Origin of the sequence: Streptomyces sp. NPDC001843, assembly GCF_042891955.1 — a bacterium.
Taxonomy (GTDB): Bacteria; Actinomycetota; Actinomycetes; order Streptomycetales; family Streptomycetaceae; genus Streptomyces.
In genome coordinates this window covers 1,050,093-1,065,391 of record NZ_JBIATQ010000001.1, presented here as the reverse complement: position 1 = coordinate 1,065,391, position 15,299 = coordinate 1,050,093, and the positions used below count along the sequence as shown (strand labels likewise).

Here is a 15,299-nt window from a genome sequence, read left to right as displayed (position 1 = left end):
CCTGCGCTGACATTGGGCAGCGGGGGGCAGCATTGTCACCTCCCCGTGCTCATGAATACGCGCCGTGAATCCGTTCGGTTCCCTGGGGGCGGTGCTCCGAGGTGATGCTCCGAGGCGGTGCCGGGCCCGCGGTTCAGATCTCCCAGTGTTCCCGCGCCCGTTCCCCCGCCTCGGGCCCGGCCCCCAGCCGGTCCAGCCCCAGCAGCGCCGCCCCCAGGACCGGACTCGCCGTCACCACCCGGGCCACCGCCTTCGGCGCCCGTGCGGCCAGCAGCTCCCGGATCCGGTCGTTGAGCCGGGCGTGCCCCGCCGCGAGGACGCCACCCCCGAGCAGGACGGGGGTCTCCTCGTCCAGCAGGTCCAGGCGGGACAGCGCCACCGTCGCCATGGTCACCACCTCCTCGGCCAGCCGGTCCACGACCGCGCCGGCCACGGCGTCGCCGCCGGCCGCCGTCGCGAACAGCACCGGCGTCAGCTCGTGCCGCCGGACCTGCTCGATTCGTCCCAGGTGCAGCGCCTCGATGAGGGCGTACATGGAGTCGAGCCCGAAGTGCGCCGGGAGCGTGCGCGTCAGCTCGGTGGGCTCGCCCCGGCCGTCCTCCGCGCGGGCCGCGAACCACATGGCCTCCTCCGCCAGGCCCCACCCGCCGCCCCAGTCACCGGAGATGCGGCCGAGGGCGGGGAAGCGGGCGGTGCGGCCGTCGGGGCGCATGCCGACGCAGTTGATGCCCGCCCCGCAGACCACCGCGACGCCCCGGGGATCGGCCACGCCCGCGCGCAGGATCGCGAAGGTGTCGTTGCGGACCTCCACCGTCGCGCCCCACGCGCGTGCGTGCAGTGCGGCCGCCAACTGCTCCTCCTCCACCGGCAGATCGGCGTTGGCCAGGCACGCCGAGACATGGGAGACGGACTCCACCCCTGCGGCGGTGTAGGCCCGGGCCACCGCCCGTGCCAGTTCGTCCACCGCCGCCGGCACGCCCACCGTGGGCGGGCGGAACCCGCCGCCGCGGGCCGTGGCGAGGACGCGGCCGTCCGCCGCCAGGACCGCGACGTCGGTCTTGCTGTTGCCCGCGTCGATGGCGAGGACACTTGCGGTCAGGCCCACGCGAGGTGCTCCCGGTTGTGCGCGACCAACTGGTCGGTGAGGGCTTCGGCGTACTCGTACTGGCCGATCAGGGGATGGGCCAGCAGGGCCCGGAACACCCGGTCCCGGCCTCCGCGCAGCGCCGCCTGAAGCGCCAGCTCCTCGTACGCCGTCACGTTCGCCACCAGCCCCGCGAACAGCGGGTCCACCTCCGGCACAGGCAGCGGCACGGGACCCGTCGGCCCCACCGCCGCCTGCACCTCGATCACCGCGTCGTCGGGCAGGAAGGGCAGCGTGCCCCGGTTGAGGGTGTTCACCACCTGGTACGGGCTGCCCGAGCCGCCCAGGAGGGCCGCCGCCAGGTCCACCGCCGCCTCCGAGTAGTAGGCCCCGCCGCGCTTGGCGAGCAGCTCCGGCTTCTCGTCCAGGGCCGGATCGCCGTACATGGCCAGCAACTCCTTCTCCATCGCGGCCACTTCCGCCGCCCGGGAGGGCTTGGTGCGCAGTTCCCGCACCACCGCGTCGTGGGCGTAGTAGTAGCGCAGGTAGTACGACGGGACCACGCCGAGGCGGTCCAGGAGCGGGCGGGGCAGCCGCAGGTCGTCGGCGACGGTGTCGCCGTGGTCGGCCAGCAGTTTGGGCAGGAGGTTCTCGCCCTCGGGGCCGCCGAGGCGGACACCGGTCTCCCAGGTGAGATGGTTGAGCCCGACGTGGTCGAGGTGGACGTCGGCGGGTGTCACGCCGAGCAGGCCGGCGAACTTCCGCTGGAAGCCGATGGCCACGTTGCACAGCCCGACCGCCTTGTGCCCGGCCTCGAGCAGGGCGCGGGTGACGATGCCTACCGGGTTGGTGAAGTCGATGATCCACGCGCGCGGGTTGGCGCGGCGGACGCGTTCGGCGATGTCGAGCACCACCGGGACCGTGCGCAGTGCCTTGGCCAGACCTCCCGCGCCGGTGGTCTCCTGACCGACGCAGCCGCACTCCAGCGGCCAGGTCTCGTCCTTCTCGCGGGCCGCCTGTCCACCGACCCGGAGCTGCAGCAGCACCGCGTCCGCGCCCTCGACGGCCGCGTCCAGGTCGGCGGTGGTGGTGATCCGGCCGCCGTGACCCTGCTTGGCGAAGATCCGGCGGGCCAGGCCGCCCACGAGTTCCAGGCGGTCGGCGGCCGGGTCGACGAGCACGAGCTCCTCGATGGGCAGGGTCTCCCTGAGGCGCGCGAATCCGTCGATGAGTTCGGGGGTGTAGGTCGACCCTCCGCCGACCACGGTGAGTTTCATGAACGGATCAACCCTTCACTCCGGTGAGCGTGACGCCCTCGACGAACGCCTTCTGGGCGAAGAAGAACACGAGGATCACGGGGGCCATGACCAGCACGGTGGCCGCCATGGTGAGGTTCCAGTCGGTGTGGTGCGCGCCCTTGAAGGACTCCAGGCCGTAACTCAGGGTCCAGGCGCCCGGATTTTCGGAGGCGTAGATCTGGGGCCCGAAGTAGTCGTTCCAGGCGTAGAAGAACTGGAACAGGGCGACGGCCGCGATCCCCGGCCTTGCCATCGGCAGCACGACCTTCAGCAAGGTCCGCAGGTCGCCGCAGCCGTCCACCTTGGCCGCGTCCAGGTACTCGTTGGGGATCGTCATCAGGAACTGCCGCAGCAGGAAGATGGAGAACGCGTCGCCGAACGCCATGGGGATGATCAGCGGCCACAGCGTGCCCGACAGGTCCAGTTGCTTCGCCCAGAACAGGTACATCGGGATGATGATCACCTGCGGCGGCAGCATCATCATCGAGATCACCAGCATGAGCGACAGGTTCCGGCCCCGGAAGCGGAACTTGGCGAGCGCGTACGCCACCGGGATCGAGGACACCACGGTGAGGACGGTGCCGAGGCCGGCGTAGATCAGGGTGTTCTTCCACCAGGTCAGGAAGCCCGGTGTGTCGAACACCTTGCGGTAGTTGCCCCACTCCCAGGTGTGCGGGATCAGGTCCCGGCTGAGTGACTGGGTGTCACTCATCAGTGAGGTCAGGAAGATGAAGACGAAGGGGAGCGTGAAGAAGAGGGCGGCCGCCACGCCGAGGGAGTGGATCGCGACCCACTCCAGGAGCGCCCGGCGGCGGGCGGTGCGCTCGGCGGGGGAGGCGGGGGCCTTCAGTTCGACCGGTTTGTCCAGCACTTGGGTCATCGTCAGTCACCTGCCTGCATGAGACCGCCCCGGCGCCGCATCAGGAACGCGGTGAACACCATCGACAGGGCGAAGAGGACCAGGGCGACGACGCACGCGGAGCCGTAGTCGAAGCGCTGGAAGCCGAGGTTGTAGACCAGTTGGGGGAGGGTCAGCGTGGACTTCTCCGGATAGCCTGGCTCGAACATCGTGCCGGCGCCCTGGATCACACCGGAGGCGACCTTCCCCGCGATCAAGGGCTGCGTGTAGTACTGCATGGTCTGGATGACCCCGGTGACGACGGCGAACATCACGATCGGGGAGATGTTCGGCAGGGTGACGTACCGGAACCGCTGCCAGGCCGAGGCGCCGTCCAGCTCCGCCGCCTCGTACTGCTCCGTCGGGACGTCGAGCAGCGCGGCCATGAAGATGACCATCAGGTCGCCGACGCCCCACAGGGCCAGCAGGGTCAGGGCGGGCTTGGACCAGGCGGGGTCGTTGAACCAGCCCGGGGCCGGGATGCCCACCTTCTCCAGGATCGAGTTCACCGGTCCGGTGCCGGGGTTGAGGAGGAAGGCGAAGGCCATGGTCGCCGCGACCGGCGGAGCCAGGTAGGGCAGGTAGAAGAGGGTGCGGAAGACGCCCGTGCCCGTCTTGATCTTCGTGATGAGGAGTCCTATGCCGAGTCCGAACACGACCCGGAGGGTGACCATCACCAGGACCAGCCAGAGCGTGTTGCGCAACGCGGGCCAGAAGTACGGGTAGTTCTCGAAGACGTACTTCCAGTTCTTCGCCCCGCTCCACGTCGGCGGCTTGAAGCCGTCGTAGTGCATGAACGAGAAGTAGACCGTGGAGATCAGGGGGTACGCGAAGAAGACCGCGAAGCCGATCAACCAGGGCGACATGAAAGCGGCGGTACGAAGCGCCGCCCTGCGGCGCTTCGAGGCGAGCGTGACCGTGCTCATCGCTACTTCGCCTGCGCGATGTCCGTGTCGATCTGCTTGGCCGTCTTCTCCAGACCGGCCTTCAGGTTCGCGACCTTCCCGCTCTCGTAGTCGTATCCGAAGTTCTGGATCGTCGTGAGGTACACGCCGCCGTTGATGGACGCGGGGCTCGTGTTCGAGTACGGGTTGGAGGCGATGTCCAGGAAGGTCTTGAACCGCGGGTCGTACTTCAGCTTCGGGGACTTCAGAGCGGCCAGCGTGGACGGCACGTTGTGCAGGTTGTTGGAGAAGCCCACCACCGCGTCGGTGTTCGTGGTGATGTACTTGACGAACTCCCAGGCCGCGTTCTGCTTCTTGCTGGTGGCGGCGATGCCGGCGATGGTGCCGGTGATGTAGCCCTTGCCGTACTGGCTCACCTGGTCGTCGGGCACGGGCAGCGGGGCGACGCCGATCTGGAACTTGGGCTTGGTGGCGAGCGCCATGCCGAGCCGCCACTCACCATCGAGCTGCATGGCGACCTGGCCGGTCTGGAAGGGGTGCTTGGGGCCCCACTCGTCGCCGAGCGTGGAGCGGAACTTCTCCAGCTTCTGGAATCCGCCGAGTTCGTCGACGAGCTTCTTCTGGAGGGTGAATCCGGCCTGGAAGGCGGGGTCCTCGGCGAGGTTCGACTTGCCGCTCTTGTCGAAGTACGTCGGGGAGAACTGCGCGAAGTAGTGCTCGGTGGTGGTCTCCCAGCCGTGGTAGTCCGGCATGAACCCGAGCTGCTTGTAGCTGTCGCCCTGGGTGATGGTCAGCTTCTTGGCGTCGGTCTCGAACTCGGACCACGTCTTGGGCGGGTTCTTGATGCCGGCCTTCTGGAACGCCGTCTTGTTGTAGTAGAGCCCGTAGGCGTCACCGAGCAGGGGGGCCGTGCAGCGGTCCCCGTCGAACTGGGTGTATTCGTTCATCGGCTTCGGGAACGTCTTCGCCGGGTCGATGTCCGACTTCTTGAAGAAGGGGTTGAGGTCGACCAGGGCACCCGAGGAGCAGAACTTGCCCACATTGTTGGTGGTGAAGGAGGAGATCACGTCGGGCGCCTTGTCGCCGCCGGTGCGCAGCGCCTGGTTGATCTTGTCGTCGGTCATGTTGCCGACGACGTTCACATGGATGTTGGGGTGCGCCTTCTCGAACCCGGCGACCAGCGACTTGACGGCCTTCACCTCGTTCGGCGCGCTCCAGGCGTGCCAGAAGTTGATGGTGGTGTCCTTCGAGGCGTCGTCGGAGGCGGTGGAGGCCGCCTGGCCGGTGCACGCGGTGGTGAGCAGTGCCAGCGACGCGGTAAGGGCAAAAGCCGTCTTTCGGACAACTGAGGGTATGGCTTCGGGCATGACGGAGTCTCCCTGGAAGGGCGGTGAGTTGAGGGAAGGGCCGTGCGGGAAAAGAGCGGGGTCGTGCGGGAGGGCTCAGCGCGAGGTGTCGAAGACCTCGTCGCGGGTGGTCGCGAGCGCGCTCTCCAGCGCGCCGCGCAGGACGGGGTGTTCACGGACGTCGCCCACGACCAGGTGCGGGCGGGGTGCCGCCAGCTCCTCCAGCTCCGCCTGGACCAGTGCGCGCAGCACCTCGCCGCCCGCGGTGAGGGAGGCGCCGCTGAGGACGACGAGTTCGGGATCCAGGACGGACACGAGGGAGGCGAGACCGGTGGCCAGCCGCGTCGCGTACGTCTGCAGCAGCTGCCGGTGAGGTCCGCCCGCGTGGTCGGCGGCGCGGGCCACCAGCTCGGCGGCGGCCTCGGCGTACGGGCCCGTCGGCACGTCGCCGATGCCGAGTTCGCGGGCCAGCTTGGGGATGGCCTGCGAGCCGGCCAGCTCCTGGTAACCGCCGCTGTTGGCCTTGGTCACCTGCCGGACCAGGGGGGTGCCCGGTACCGGCAGGAAGCCGACCTCGCCGGCGCCGCCGGTCCAGCCGCGGTGCAGTCGCCCGCCGAGGACCAGGGCGGCACCGAGGCCCTCCTGGTTCCACAGCAGGACGAAGTCCGAGTGGCCACGGGCCGCGCCGAGCCGCTGCTCCGCTATCGCGACGAGGTTGACGTCGTTCTCGTACTCGACCGGCATCGGCAGCGCGGCGGCGAGTTCGTCGAGCAGCGTCGGGGAGTGCCAGCCGGGCAGGTGGGAGGCGTAGCGCAGCCGGCCGGTGCCCGGGTCGAAGGCGCCCGGGGTGCCGATGACCAGCCGGTGGACGTCGTCCCGGGCGAGTCCGGCGGCCTTGACGGCGCCGTCGAGGGCGTCGGTGACCTGGCGGACGACGGGCTGTTCCGGACGCCTGCCGGGGGTGGGCAGTTCGTACTCACCCACCGTGCGGCCGGTGATGTCGGCGACGGCGGCGCGGATGCGGCCCGGGGTGACGTCGAGCCCTGCGGCGTGTGCGGCGGCGGGGTTGACCGCGTACAGCTGTGCGTTGGGCCCCGGGCGGCCCTCGCTGGTGCCGGTGGCCAGGACCAGGCCCGCCGCCTCCAGGCGGGCCAGGAGCTGGGAGGCGGTCGGCTTGGAAAGGCCGGTGAGCTTGCCGATCCGCGTGCGGGACAGCGGCCCGTGCTCCAGGAGGAGGTCGAGTGCGGCGCGGTCGTTCATGGCGCGCAGCACGCTCGGGGTACCCGGCGTACCGGCGGATCCTGCCATGGGTCGACACCTGCCTTTCCAACTGCCCAGCTTCCCAGTGACCTGGGGATCACGTCCACCCGGTGATCAATTGTGATCACTGTTAGGAAAGTTTCCTATCCGGGTGGGAGGAAGGTATGCCCAGGACGAAGCGGGCGTCAATAGACATCGTCCCCGAGGCGACGGACTCTTGCCTCGGGGCGGGTGGCCCACGGCCGGTTCAGTCGGCGAGGAACGGGGCCGTGTCGAGGGTGGGGTACGGGGCCGGGAGGGGGAGCGGGTCGCCGAGGTCCACCTTGGTGTCGGTGTCGTAGTAGGCCTCGGTGGGGTCCTCGCCGGGGAGGACGGGGCCGGTGTAGCAGTGAGCCGTCTTGGCGTGGCGGTCGATGAGGACGTACACGGGGATGCCGGCGGCGGCGTAGGTGCGGTACTTGGGGCCGGTGTCGGTCTCGTGGTTGGTGGAGGTGACCTCGCCGACCAAGGCGAGCATGTCGACGGGGTACCAGCCCTTGTGCGCCTTGCGGTACGACTCGTCGAGTTCGGTCGGCCTGCGACGGCGCACGTAGAAGTCGGGGACGAACGCGGCCATCGTCCTGCCGTCCTTGTGGGCGGTGCGGTAGCCGTTGCCGATGCCCACGAGCCGGAAACCGGCCGTGCGGAACTGGAAGCTCAGCTCGTATGCACCGTCGTTGTGGTTGTCGTCCGGCGTCGGGGGCACGATGGCCATCCCCTCGATGTACTCGGGTCGAATCGGCGTCGCGGACGCCTCCTCGAACGCGATCAGCAAATCGATGGGGTCCTGCTGCTGCGTCATCACCGGCTCCATGATCGGTTCGGCGCTCATCGCTGCTCCCTTACGCACTGATGCCAGGCTAAGCCCGCGCTGGATACCCCGGCAGAACGATGGGGCACCCAGCGCCCAGTCGACGCCGAATGCCCCTGCCGTTCACTCGAACGAGCGTGCTGAACCGTTCCCCTACTTCCCCGGCGCCCCCGACCGCTGCGGAGTGATCGGCGTTGTCGCCGCCACCTGCGGGGATTCCGAGTCGGCGTACACCGCGGGCGCGGCCACCGCGGCCGTCGGGTCCGGGGTTTCCTCCTGGTCCTCCACGGCCGTCGCCCCGCCCACGATGCGGATGCTCGCCGCGTCGAAGGCGCGCTTGATGCGCCAGCGCAGCTCGCGCTCCACGGAGAGGTCCTTGCCGGGCATCGTCTTCGCGGAGACGCGTACCACCATCGAGTCCAGCAGCACGCTGTCCAGACCGAGCACCTCGATCGGGCTCCACAGGAGCTCGTTCCAGGGCTCCTCCTTGCTCATCTTCTCGGCGACCTCGTCGAGGGTGGCCTTCAGGCGGTCCAGGTCCTCGTTCGCCTTGACGGTGACGTCCACGCCCGCCGTCGCCCAGCCCTGGGAGAGGTTGCCGATGCGCTTGACCTCGCCGTTGCGGACGTACCAGATCTCCCCGTTGTCGCCGCGCATCTTGGTCACGCGCAGCCCGACCTCGATCACCTCGCCCGAGGCGACGCCCGCGTCGATGACGTCGCCGACGCCGTACTGGTCCTCCAGGATCATGAAGACGCCGGAGAGGAAGTCGGTGACCAGGTTGCGGGCGCCGAAACCGATCGCCACACCGGCCACACCGGCGGACGCCAGCAGCGGGGCCAGGTTGATCTTGAAGGTGGACAGGATCATCAGCGCGGCCGTGCCGAGGATCAGGAAACTCGCCACCGAGCGCAGCACCGAGCCGATCGCCGCGGCCCGCTGCCGGCGCCGCTCGGCGTTCACCAGGAGCCCGCCCAGTGAGGAGCCGTCACCCGTCTGCGCGGTCCGGGTCATCCGGTCTATGAGCTGGGTGATCGCCCGCCGCACCACCGCTCTGAGCGTCACCGCCACGACCAGGACCAGCAGGATCTGCAGACCCATGGCGAGCCAGGTCGACCAGTTCTGCTCGACCCAGCTGGCGGCGTTCGTCGCGCTCTCCTGGGCGTCCTGGAGCGACGGCACGGTCGCCGTCGACCCCGAGGGGGACGGCGACGGCGACGCACCGGCGGCCAGTAGGACGGCGGGCAAGGACACGGCAGGTACCTCCAGGTGCAGCACCCGTCCGGTGCGACGGCGGATGTCGCTGAGGTCACGGGAAGGTCACCGGACGGGCAGAACCACCACACTAACGGGGCATTGTGTGTGCCATCGCCGGATCCGTGAAGGAGAGACCGTGCTCACCTGCGCTTGAACAGGCCACGATCCGGGGGATGAATGCGGTGTGGTCGAAAACACTCCCAGCCCGTTACCGGGAGATGGTGGCGCATCCACCAGCCCTGAGGAGAGACTGACTGCAGATCGTCCCGGCGCGAGCCACGCGCCGCCGACGCCCAAGGAGGCACCCGTGCCGCATGTCCTGGTCCTCAACGCGTCGTACGAGCCGCTCGGCGTCGTACCGCTCCGCCGCGCGCTCATCCTCGTCCTGGAGAACAAGGCCGTCTCCCTCGAGGAATCCGGCGCCTATATGCACAGCGCGACCGTCACAGTCCCCGCACCCAGCGTGGTCCGGCTCAAGCGATTCGTACGGGTTCCCTACCGGGGGCCCGTTCCTCTGACGAGGCGCGCGCTGTTCGCGCGCGACGGCGGCCGGTGCATGTACTGCGGTGGCGTCGCAACCAGCGTCGACCACGTCATCCCGCGCAGCCGCGGGGGCAAGCACGCCTGGGACAACGTGGTGGCCTCCTGCCGCCGCTGCAACCACGTGAAAGCCGACCGGCACCTCGTCGAGATCGGCTGGCGACTGCGCCACAAACCGGCTCCGCCCACCGGTCTGGCCTGGCGCATCATCGGGACCGGCCATAGGGACCCGCGCTGGCTGCCCTACTTGCAGCCGTACGGCGCGGACGACGCCTTGGCCCGGATCGACGGCATCTCCGCCTGACGATCCGGGCCTTCGCACACCCGGGGCCCGCCCGCGGTGCGGCCCCGGGAGTCCCCTGTGCCCCCGGGACCGGACACCCGCCCGGCGGTCAGGCGTGGCGCAGTTCCGCCGGATGGGCCGAGCGGCGCAGAAGGGGCAGCGAGGTGGCCGCGGCCAGCAGACAGCAGGCGTACACGGCGACCGGGACCAGCAGCGCCGCCCACGGCACGGCCGGTGCGGCGTGGTTGCCGACGAGCGAGGCGTACCAGATGCCGATCGCCATGCCGCCCGTGCCCGCCAGCGCGACGGCGGGGGCCAGTGGCAGGGCCGTCTCCAGCAGCAGCGCCCGGCCGAGCACGGTCCGCGGCACCCCGGCGGCGACCTGCGCGGCCAGACCGCGGCGGCGGTTCCCCAGGGACTCGGCGGTGCCGACGGCGAGCCCGGAGAGGGTGATGCCGAGGGCGACGAGGATCGCGGCGGCCGTCAGGTCGATGCCCGTCGTGTAGAAGGACATGCTCATGCCCAGGTGGCCCTCGCGGTCCATGGCGTGCAGGTCGGCGAGGAGCCCCTGGCGGACGCCGACGAAGCCCGTACCGACGATCGTGACCAGCAGCACCGCCGCGTGCGTGCGGGACGCCGCCCACGGGTCGTCGCGCAGCCGCTCCGCCGCGATCAGCGTCGCCGCCGAACGGGCCCGTGCCGCCAGCAGCCGTCCCACCAGCACGGCCGTGCCGCCGGCCAGCCACACCGTGCCCGCGCCGACGACGAGGACCAGGCCGAACAGCATCAGCGGCATCCGCCCGCGATCGGTGCTGGAGGTGTTCACGACGGCCCAGAGTGCCAGTACCAGGACGACCAGCACCCCGCCCGTGAACACCAGCCCCGGCCCCCGCCCACTGCTCGGCCGCACCCGGCGCACCCACCCGAGCGGCGAGGCCACCACCCGGCGCAGCACCAGCGCGCCCGTCACCGCGCCCAGCACCGGCACCCCTAGCGCGACCAGCACCATGCCGGTCGCGGCCCGCACATTGGGCTCCTCCCACCGGCTCAGCAGGACCGGAACCGCCACGGCGGTGGTGACGGCCGAGCCCAGCAGACAGGCCAGCCCGGTCTCCACGGCGGCGATCCGGCGCACCTGGGCCGGGGTGGCACCCGCCAGCCGCAGCCCGGCCAGCCGCCGGTCGCGGTGCACGGCGCCGATCCGGGCGCACTGCCCGAGGAAGCCGAGCACCGGCACCAGCAGGAGCAGCAGGCTCACGATCACTCCGGAACGTTCGCCGGGAGTGTTCAGCAGCCCGTGGCCGACGGACACGGAGTAGTACCCCTGGAGCGAGGCCAGGGCGACGGCCGCGAGGGCGAAGCCCGTCGCCAGCGCGGCCCCCACCGCGGTGAGCGTGACCCGCCACCACTCGCCCCGGTCCGAACCCCGGGTCAACAGCCAGACGAGACGCACGTCCGCGGCGATCACGCGACCACCCCCACCGGCACCACGGTCCCGTCGCTCAGCCGCACCTCGCGGTCGGCGTACGCGGCGACCTGGGCGTCGTGCGTGATCAACAGCACCGCCGTGCCGGACTCCCGGGCCGTGTGCACCAGGGCCGTCATCACCTGCTCGCCCGCCAGCGAGTCCAGGGCCCCCGTGGGCTCGTCCGCGAAGACCACCCTGGGCCCGGTCACCAGCGCCCGCGCCAGGGCGACCCGCTGCGCCTGGCCGCCGCTCATCTCACCCGGTCGCAGTTCCTGCTGCCCGCGCACCCCGAACCGCTCCAGCCATTCGTCCGCCCGCGCACGCGCCTCGGCGCGTGCGGATCCGGCCAGCATCAGCGGCAGCGCGACGTTGTCGGCGGCGGTCAGCTCCGGGATCAGCTGCCCGAACTGGAAGACCACGCCGAAGCCGGAGCGGCGCAGTTCGCTCAGCCGCTTCTCCGGCAGTTCCTGCAGCGCCAGCCCGTCGTACGTCACCGAACCCTGGTCCGGGCGCACGATGCCCGCGAGGCAGTGCAGCAGTGTGGACTTGCCGCTGCCGCTGGCCCCGGTCACGGCGAGGATCTCACCGGCGCGCAGTTCGACCGAGGCGCCGCGCAGCGCCGGTGTCCCGCCGTGCGCCTTGACGAGGCCCCGGCCCGCCAGCAGCGGCACCGAGGCGTCCTCCTTGTGGTTCATGCTGCGTCGACCTCCGCGGTCAAAGTGGTCAGCCGGGCCGCCGTGGTGTTCATCCAGCGGAGGTCGGCGTCGAGGTGGTTGAGGGCGTAGTCCGCCGAGAGCACGGTCGCCAGATCGGTGTTCGGGGTGGTTTTCAGGACCGTCAGCTCCCGCATCCGCTCCATGTGCGCGGCGCGCTGGGCGCCGAGGTAGACGGCCGGGTCGCCGCCCGCGAGGATCGACACGACGACCTTGGCGAAGATCTCGTTCGTCACGAAGGGCGCCGGCGGGGCGATCGCGGCCGCCCACCGGGTCAGTTCCTGCGCACCGGCCTCCGTCGAGTGGTAGAGGGTGCGTTCCGGTCCGCCGTCCGCGTCCGTTCCGTCGACCTCCGCGAGGCCGTCCCGGACCAGGCGCTGCAAGGTGGTGTACACCTGCCCGTAGGCCAGTGGCCGGGCCTGCGGGAAGCGTTCGTCGTGGCGTCGCTTGAGGTCGTAGCCATGGCTCGGCCCCGCAGCGAGCAGTCCCAGAAGGATGTGGCGGGTGCTCATGGAGATCAGTATGCACTGAGTACATGTACTGAGTGAATAGTGGGGGCCGGTGTGACGGCGGCGTGATGAATGCATCACCTGGTCCCGCTCACGTCTGCGATCGCGTCCACTGGGTAGGCCTGCGATATCCCGCAACAACGCACCGCCGTACCGACGAGGCCACAAGGAGGCCCCCGTGACCGCAACGGCACACGCCCCGCTCCCTACTCTGTCCAAACCCGTGGCGGAGCCGTCCGCCGACACCCAGGAGCTGTACGCCAGTTTCTTCAGTGCCGAAGGCACCTCCGCCGAAGCCCCGCTGACGAGTGAGCCGCCGCTGCCCGAGGCCGAGCCGCTCACCAGTGAACCGCCACTCGCCGACGCCGCCCCGCTGACCAGCGAGTCCGACCCGACCCCGGACTCCTACGGCCCGGGGCTGTAGATGGCCGAACCCCTCGACGCCGCACCCCTCGACGAGGAGCTGTCGCGGCTCGCGGACCTGCACGGCGTCGCCACCTCCTACAGTCCGTCCCCGGACCGCACCGTCGCGGCCTCCGCCGAGGCGGTCGTCGCCGTCCTGGCCGCCCTCGGTGTCGACGCCGCCACCCCCGAGGCCACCGCCGCCGCCCTCGCCCAGCGGGAACGGGAGCTGCGCGAACGCCTGCTGCCGCCGACCCTGGTCCACTGGACCGACGCCGGAGCCCGTCCCGCCGCCCTCACCGCCCTGCCCGCCGGCACCCGGCTGCGCGTGGAGACCGAGCAGGGTGATATCCGGGACGCCGCCGACGACCTCCCGCCGGGCGTCCACCGCGTGCGGGCCACCGCCCCCGACGGGCGTACGGCCGAGGCCCATCTGATCGTCGCCCCGCCCCGGCTGCCCACCCCCGCCGGACGCTCCTTCGGGCTCCTCGTCCAGCTCTACTCCCTGCTCTCCACCCGCTCCTGGGGCATGGGCGACCTCGGTGACCTCGCCGAGCTGGCCGCCTGGGCCGGGCGCACCGCGGGCGCCGGATTCGTGCAGGTCAACCCGCTGCACGCGGCCGTGCCCGGCGCTCCCACCGACCCCTCGCCCTACCGGCCCTCCTCCCGCCGCTTCCCCGATCCGGTCCATCTGAGGGTCGAGGACATCCCGGAGTACGCGTACGCCGAGGACCACGAACACCTGCGGGCCGTCCTGGAACGGGCCGCACGGCTGCGCGCCTCGGTGCTCGACAAGGGCGCGCTGATCGACCGGGACGCGGTGTGGGAGCTGAAGCGTCAGGCGCTCCGGACGGTGCGCGAGGTCCCGCTCGGGCCGGGACGGCAGGCCGCCTACGCCGCCTTCCGCGCCGAACAGGGCCGGGCCCTGGAGGACCACGCCACCTGGTACGCCCTCGCCGAGGTGCACGGCTCCGACTGGCAGGCCTGGCCCGCCGGGCTGCGCGACCCCCGCTCGCCCGAGACCGCCCGCGCCCGCGCCGACCTCGCCGACCGCGTCGACTTCCACTCCTGGCTCGCCTGGCTCACCGACGAGCAGCTCACCGCCGCCCAGCGCGCCGCCCGCGAGGCCGGCATGCCGGTCGGCATCGTCCACGACCTCGCCGTCGGCGTGCACCCCGGCGGTGCCGACGCCTGGGCGCAGCAGGACCACTTCGCCGCCGGCATGTCGGTCGGCGCCCCGCCCGACGCGTTCAACGCCCGAGGCCAGGACTGGGGCCTGCCGCCCTGGCGCCCCGACCGGCTGGCCGCCTCCGGTCACGCCCCCTACCGCCGTCTGCTGCGTGCCCTGTTCCGCTACGCGGGCGCCCTGCGCATCGACCACGTCATGGGCCTGTTCCGGTTGTGGTGGGTGCCGCAGGGCCGGCCGCCGACGGAGGGCACGTACGTCAGATACGACGCCGAGGCCATGCTCGCCCTGCTGACCCTGGAGGCCTCCCGGGCGGGGGCCGTCGTCATCGGCGAGGACCTGGGCACGGTGGAGCCCGGGGTGCGCGAGACGCTGCAGCGGCGCGGGGTGCTCGGCACCTCGGTGCTGTGGTTCGAACGGGACTGGGAGGGCGACGGCCGTCCGCTGCCGCCGGAGAGCTGGCGCGCCGACTGCCTGGCCACCGCCACCACCCACGACCTGCCGCCCACCGCCGCCCGGCTCACCGGCGAACACGTCGAGCTCCGCGACTCCCTCGGCCTGCTGACCCGCCCGCTGGCCCAGGAGCGCGCGGAGGCGGCCGCCGACAGCCAGGAGTGGCTGGCCGTGCTGGGCCGGCTCGGTCTGCTCGGGACGGCGGTCCTGGCGGAGGAGGCGGAGGAGGCCGAGATCCAGGCCGTCCACCGCTTCCTGCTGCGCACCCCCGCCCGCATGATCGGCGTCTGGCTCCCGGACGGCATCGGCGACCGCCGCCCGCAGAACCTCCCCGGCACCTGGGACCAGTACCCGAACTGGCGCCTGCCGATCGCCGACGCCGAGGGGCGGCCGGTGACGCTGGAGGAACTGACGGGGTCCGCGCGGCTGCGGGCGCTGCTCGCGGTGCTCGGGGAGGGCTGAGCGGTGCAGCGTACAGGGCACCCCGGCCGCGCGTGCCCAGACGGCGTTCGCTACTTTTGCACCGTGGACAAGAAGAACGCCCTGCGCGCCGGCGCCCTGGCCGCCGGTACGACGCTGATGATGCTGCTCATGTCGTCGCCCGCGCTCGCGGTGACCCGCGACGACGGCGACGACCCCGGTCCGACCCTGAACGTCGCACAGACGCTGGGCCTCTACGTCGTCGCCCCGCTCGCCATCTTCGCGGTCATCACCGGCCTGGTGATGGTGCTGGACAAGTCCGACAAGGCGAAGCTCGTCAACTCCAAGGCCAAGGCCAAGGCCTGACCTTCGAGACTCCCGTCGAGGGCGCCGGTGACGCCGGCGCCCTCGACGTGCTTCCGGGCGC

Annotated in this window: 15 protein-coding genes; 4 read left to right on the top strand and 11 right to left on the bottom strand. The window is 71.3% G+C overall.

The genetic code is table 11. From position 1 onward, the window contains the following. Positions 1 to 133: 133 nt before the first annotated feature. From ACFYZQ_RS04935 to ACFYZQ_RS04900, 8 genes are all read right to left on the bottom strand, one after another. On the bottom strand, positions 134 to 1,105 hold the full coding sequence (locus ACFYZQ_RS04935) for an N-acetylglucosamine kinase (protein ID WP_389141618.1): 972 nt from the start codon (positions 1,103 to 1,105) through the stop codon (positions 134 to 136). Beyond that, positions 1,096 to 2,361 carry a 6-phospho-beta-glucosidase gene (locus ACFYZQ_RS04930; protein WP_389141616.1) on the bottom strand — a complete coding sequence of 422 codons (1,266 nt, stop codon included), beginning with the start codon at positions 2,359 to 2,361 and terminating at the stop codon, positions 1,096 to 1,098. Before ACFYZQ_RS04930 ends, ACFYZQ_RS04935 begins: the two co-directional genes overlap by 10 nt. A 7-nt stretch (positions 2,362 to 2,368) precedes the next feature. Further along, positions 2,369 to 3,262: a carbohydrate ABC transporter permease gene (locus ACFYZQ_RS04925; RefSeq protein WP_389141614.1), complete on the bottom strand. Its 894-nt coding sequence runs from the start codon at positions 3,260 to 3,262 to the stop codon at positions 2,369 to 2,371. A gap of 2 nt (positions 3,263 to 3,264) precedes the next feature. Beyond that, a complete protein-coding gene (locus ACFYZQ_RS04920; RefSeq protein WP_389141612.1) occupies positions 3,265 to 4,206 on the bottom strand; it encodes a carbohydrate ABC transporter permease in 942 nt (313 codons plus the stop codon). Between the two features lie 2 nt (positions 4,207 to 4,208). Beyond that, positions 4,209 to 5,552, bottom strand: a complete 1,344-nt coding sequence (locus ACFYZQ_RS04915; RefSeq protein WP_389141610.1) for an ABC transporter substrate-binding protein — start codon at positions 5,550 to 5,552, stop codon at positions 4,209 to 4,211. Positions 5,553 to 5,627: 75 nt separating this feature from the next. Next, positions 5,628 to 6,839 carry an ROK family protein gene (locus ACFYZQ_RS04910; protein WP_389141608.1) on the bottom strand — a complete coding sequence of 404 codons (1,212 nt, stop codon included), beginning with the start codon at positions 6,837 to 6,839 and terminating at the stop codon, positions 5,628 to 5,630. Between the two features lie 199 nt (positions 6,840 to 7,038). Further along, the gene (locus ACFYZQ_RS04905) at positions 7,039 to 7,662 is read right to left on the bottom strand and encodes a Uma2 family endonuclease (protein ID WP_389141606.1); all 624 of its coding nucleotides are present in this window, start codon (positions 7,660 to 7,662) and stop codon (positions 7,039 to 7,041) included. Positions 7,663 to 7,794: 132 nt separating this feature from the next. After that, a complete protein-coding gene (locus ACFYZQ_RS04900; protein WP_389141604.1) occupies positions 7,795 to 8,895 on the bottom strand; it encodes a mechanosensitive ion channel family protein in 1,101 nt (366 codons plus the stop codon). 310 nt (positions 8,896 to 9,205) lie between these two features. Between ACFYZQ_RS04900 and ACFYZQ_RS04895 the strand changes: the two genes are divergently transcribed. Further along, complete coding sequence (locus ACFYZQ_RS04895; protein WP_389141602.1) at positions 9,206 to 9,742, top strand: HNH endonuclease; 537 nt, start codon at positions 9,206 to 9,208, stop codon at positions 9,740 to 9,742. An 88-nt stretch (positions 9,743 to 9,830) separates the two neighbouring features. Here ACFYZQ_RS04895 and ACFYZQ_RS04890 read toward each other — a convergent pair whose 3' ends face one another. Genes ACFYZQ_RS04890 through ACFYZQ_RS04880 form a run of 3 tightly spaced genes read right to left on the bottom strand, consistent with a single transcriptional unit; the run spans position 9,831 to position 12,414 of the window. Next, entirely contained in the window at positions 9,831 to 11,186 is a 1,356-nt protein-coding gene (locus ACFYZQ_RS04890) for an ABC transporter permease (protein WP_389141907.1), read from the bottom strand. Continuing rightward, entirely contained in the window at positions 11,186 to 11,884 is a 699-nt protein-coding gene (locus tag ACFYZQ_RS04885) for an ABC transporter ATP-binding protein (protein WP_389141600.1), read from the bottom strand. The genes ACFYZQ_RS04890 and ACFYZQ_RS04885 overlap by 1 nt, the downstream gene beginning before the upstream one ends. Continuing rightward, entirely contained in the window at positions 11,881 to 12,414 is a 534-nt protein-coding gene (locus ACFYZQ_RS04880; protein WP_389141598.1) for a PadR family transcriptional regulator, read from the bottom strand. The genes ACFYZQ_RS04885 and ACFYZQ_RS04880 overlap by 4 nt, the downstream gene beginning before the upstream one ends. A gap of 175 nt (positions 12,415 to 12,589) precedes the next feature. On the opposite strand from ACFYZQ_RS04880, the gene ACFYZQ_RS04875 reads away from it, so the two are divergent. The 3 genes from ACFYZQ_RS04875 (at position 12,590) to ACFYZQ_RS04865 (ending at position 15,238) form a co-directional block, all read left to right on the top strand. Beyond that, positions 12,590 to 12,835 carry a hypothetical protein gene (locus ACFYZQ_RS04875; protein ID WP_389141596.1) on the top strand — a complete coding sequence of 82 codons (246 nt, stop codon included), beginning with the start codon at positions 12,590 to 12,592 and terminating at the stop codon, positions 12,833 to 12,835. Continuing rightward, the gene (gene malQ, locus ACFYZQ_RS04870) at positions 12,836 to 14,914 is read left to right on the top strand and encodes a 4-alpha-glucanotransferase (RefSeq protein ID WP_389141594.1); all 2,079 of its coding nucleotides are present in this window, start codon (positions 12,836 to 12,838) and stop codon (positions 14,912 to 14,914) included. Positions 14,915 to 14,977: 63 nt separating this feature from the next. Beyond that, entirely contained in the window at positions 14,978 to 15,238 is a 261-nt protein-coding gene (locus tag ACFYZQ_RS04865; protein ID WP_389141592.1) for a hypothetical protein, read from the top strand. Positions 15,239 to 15,299 lie beyond the last annotated feature (61 nt).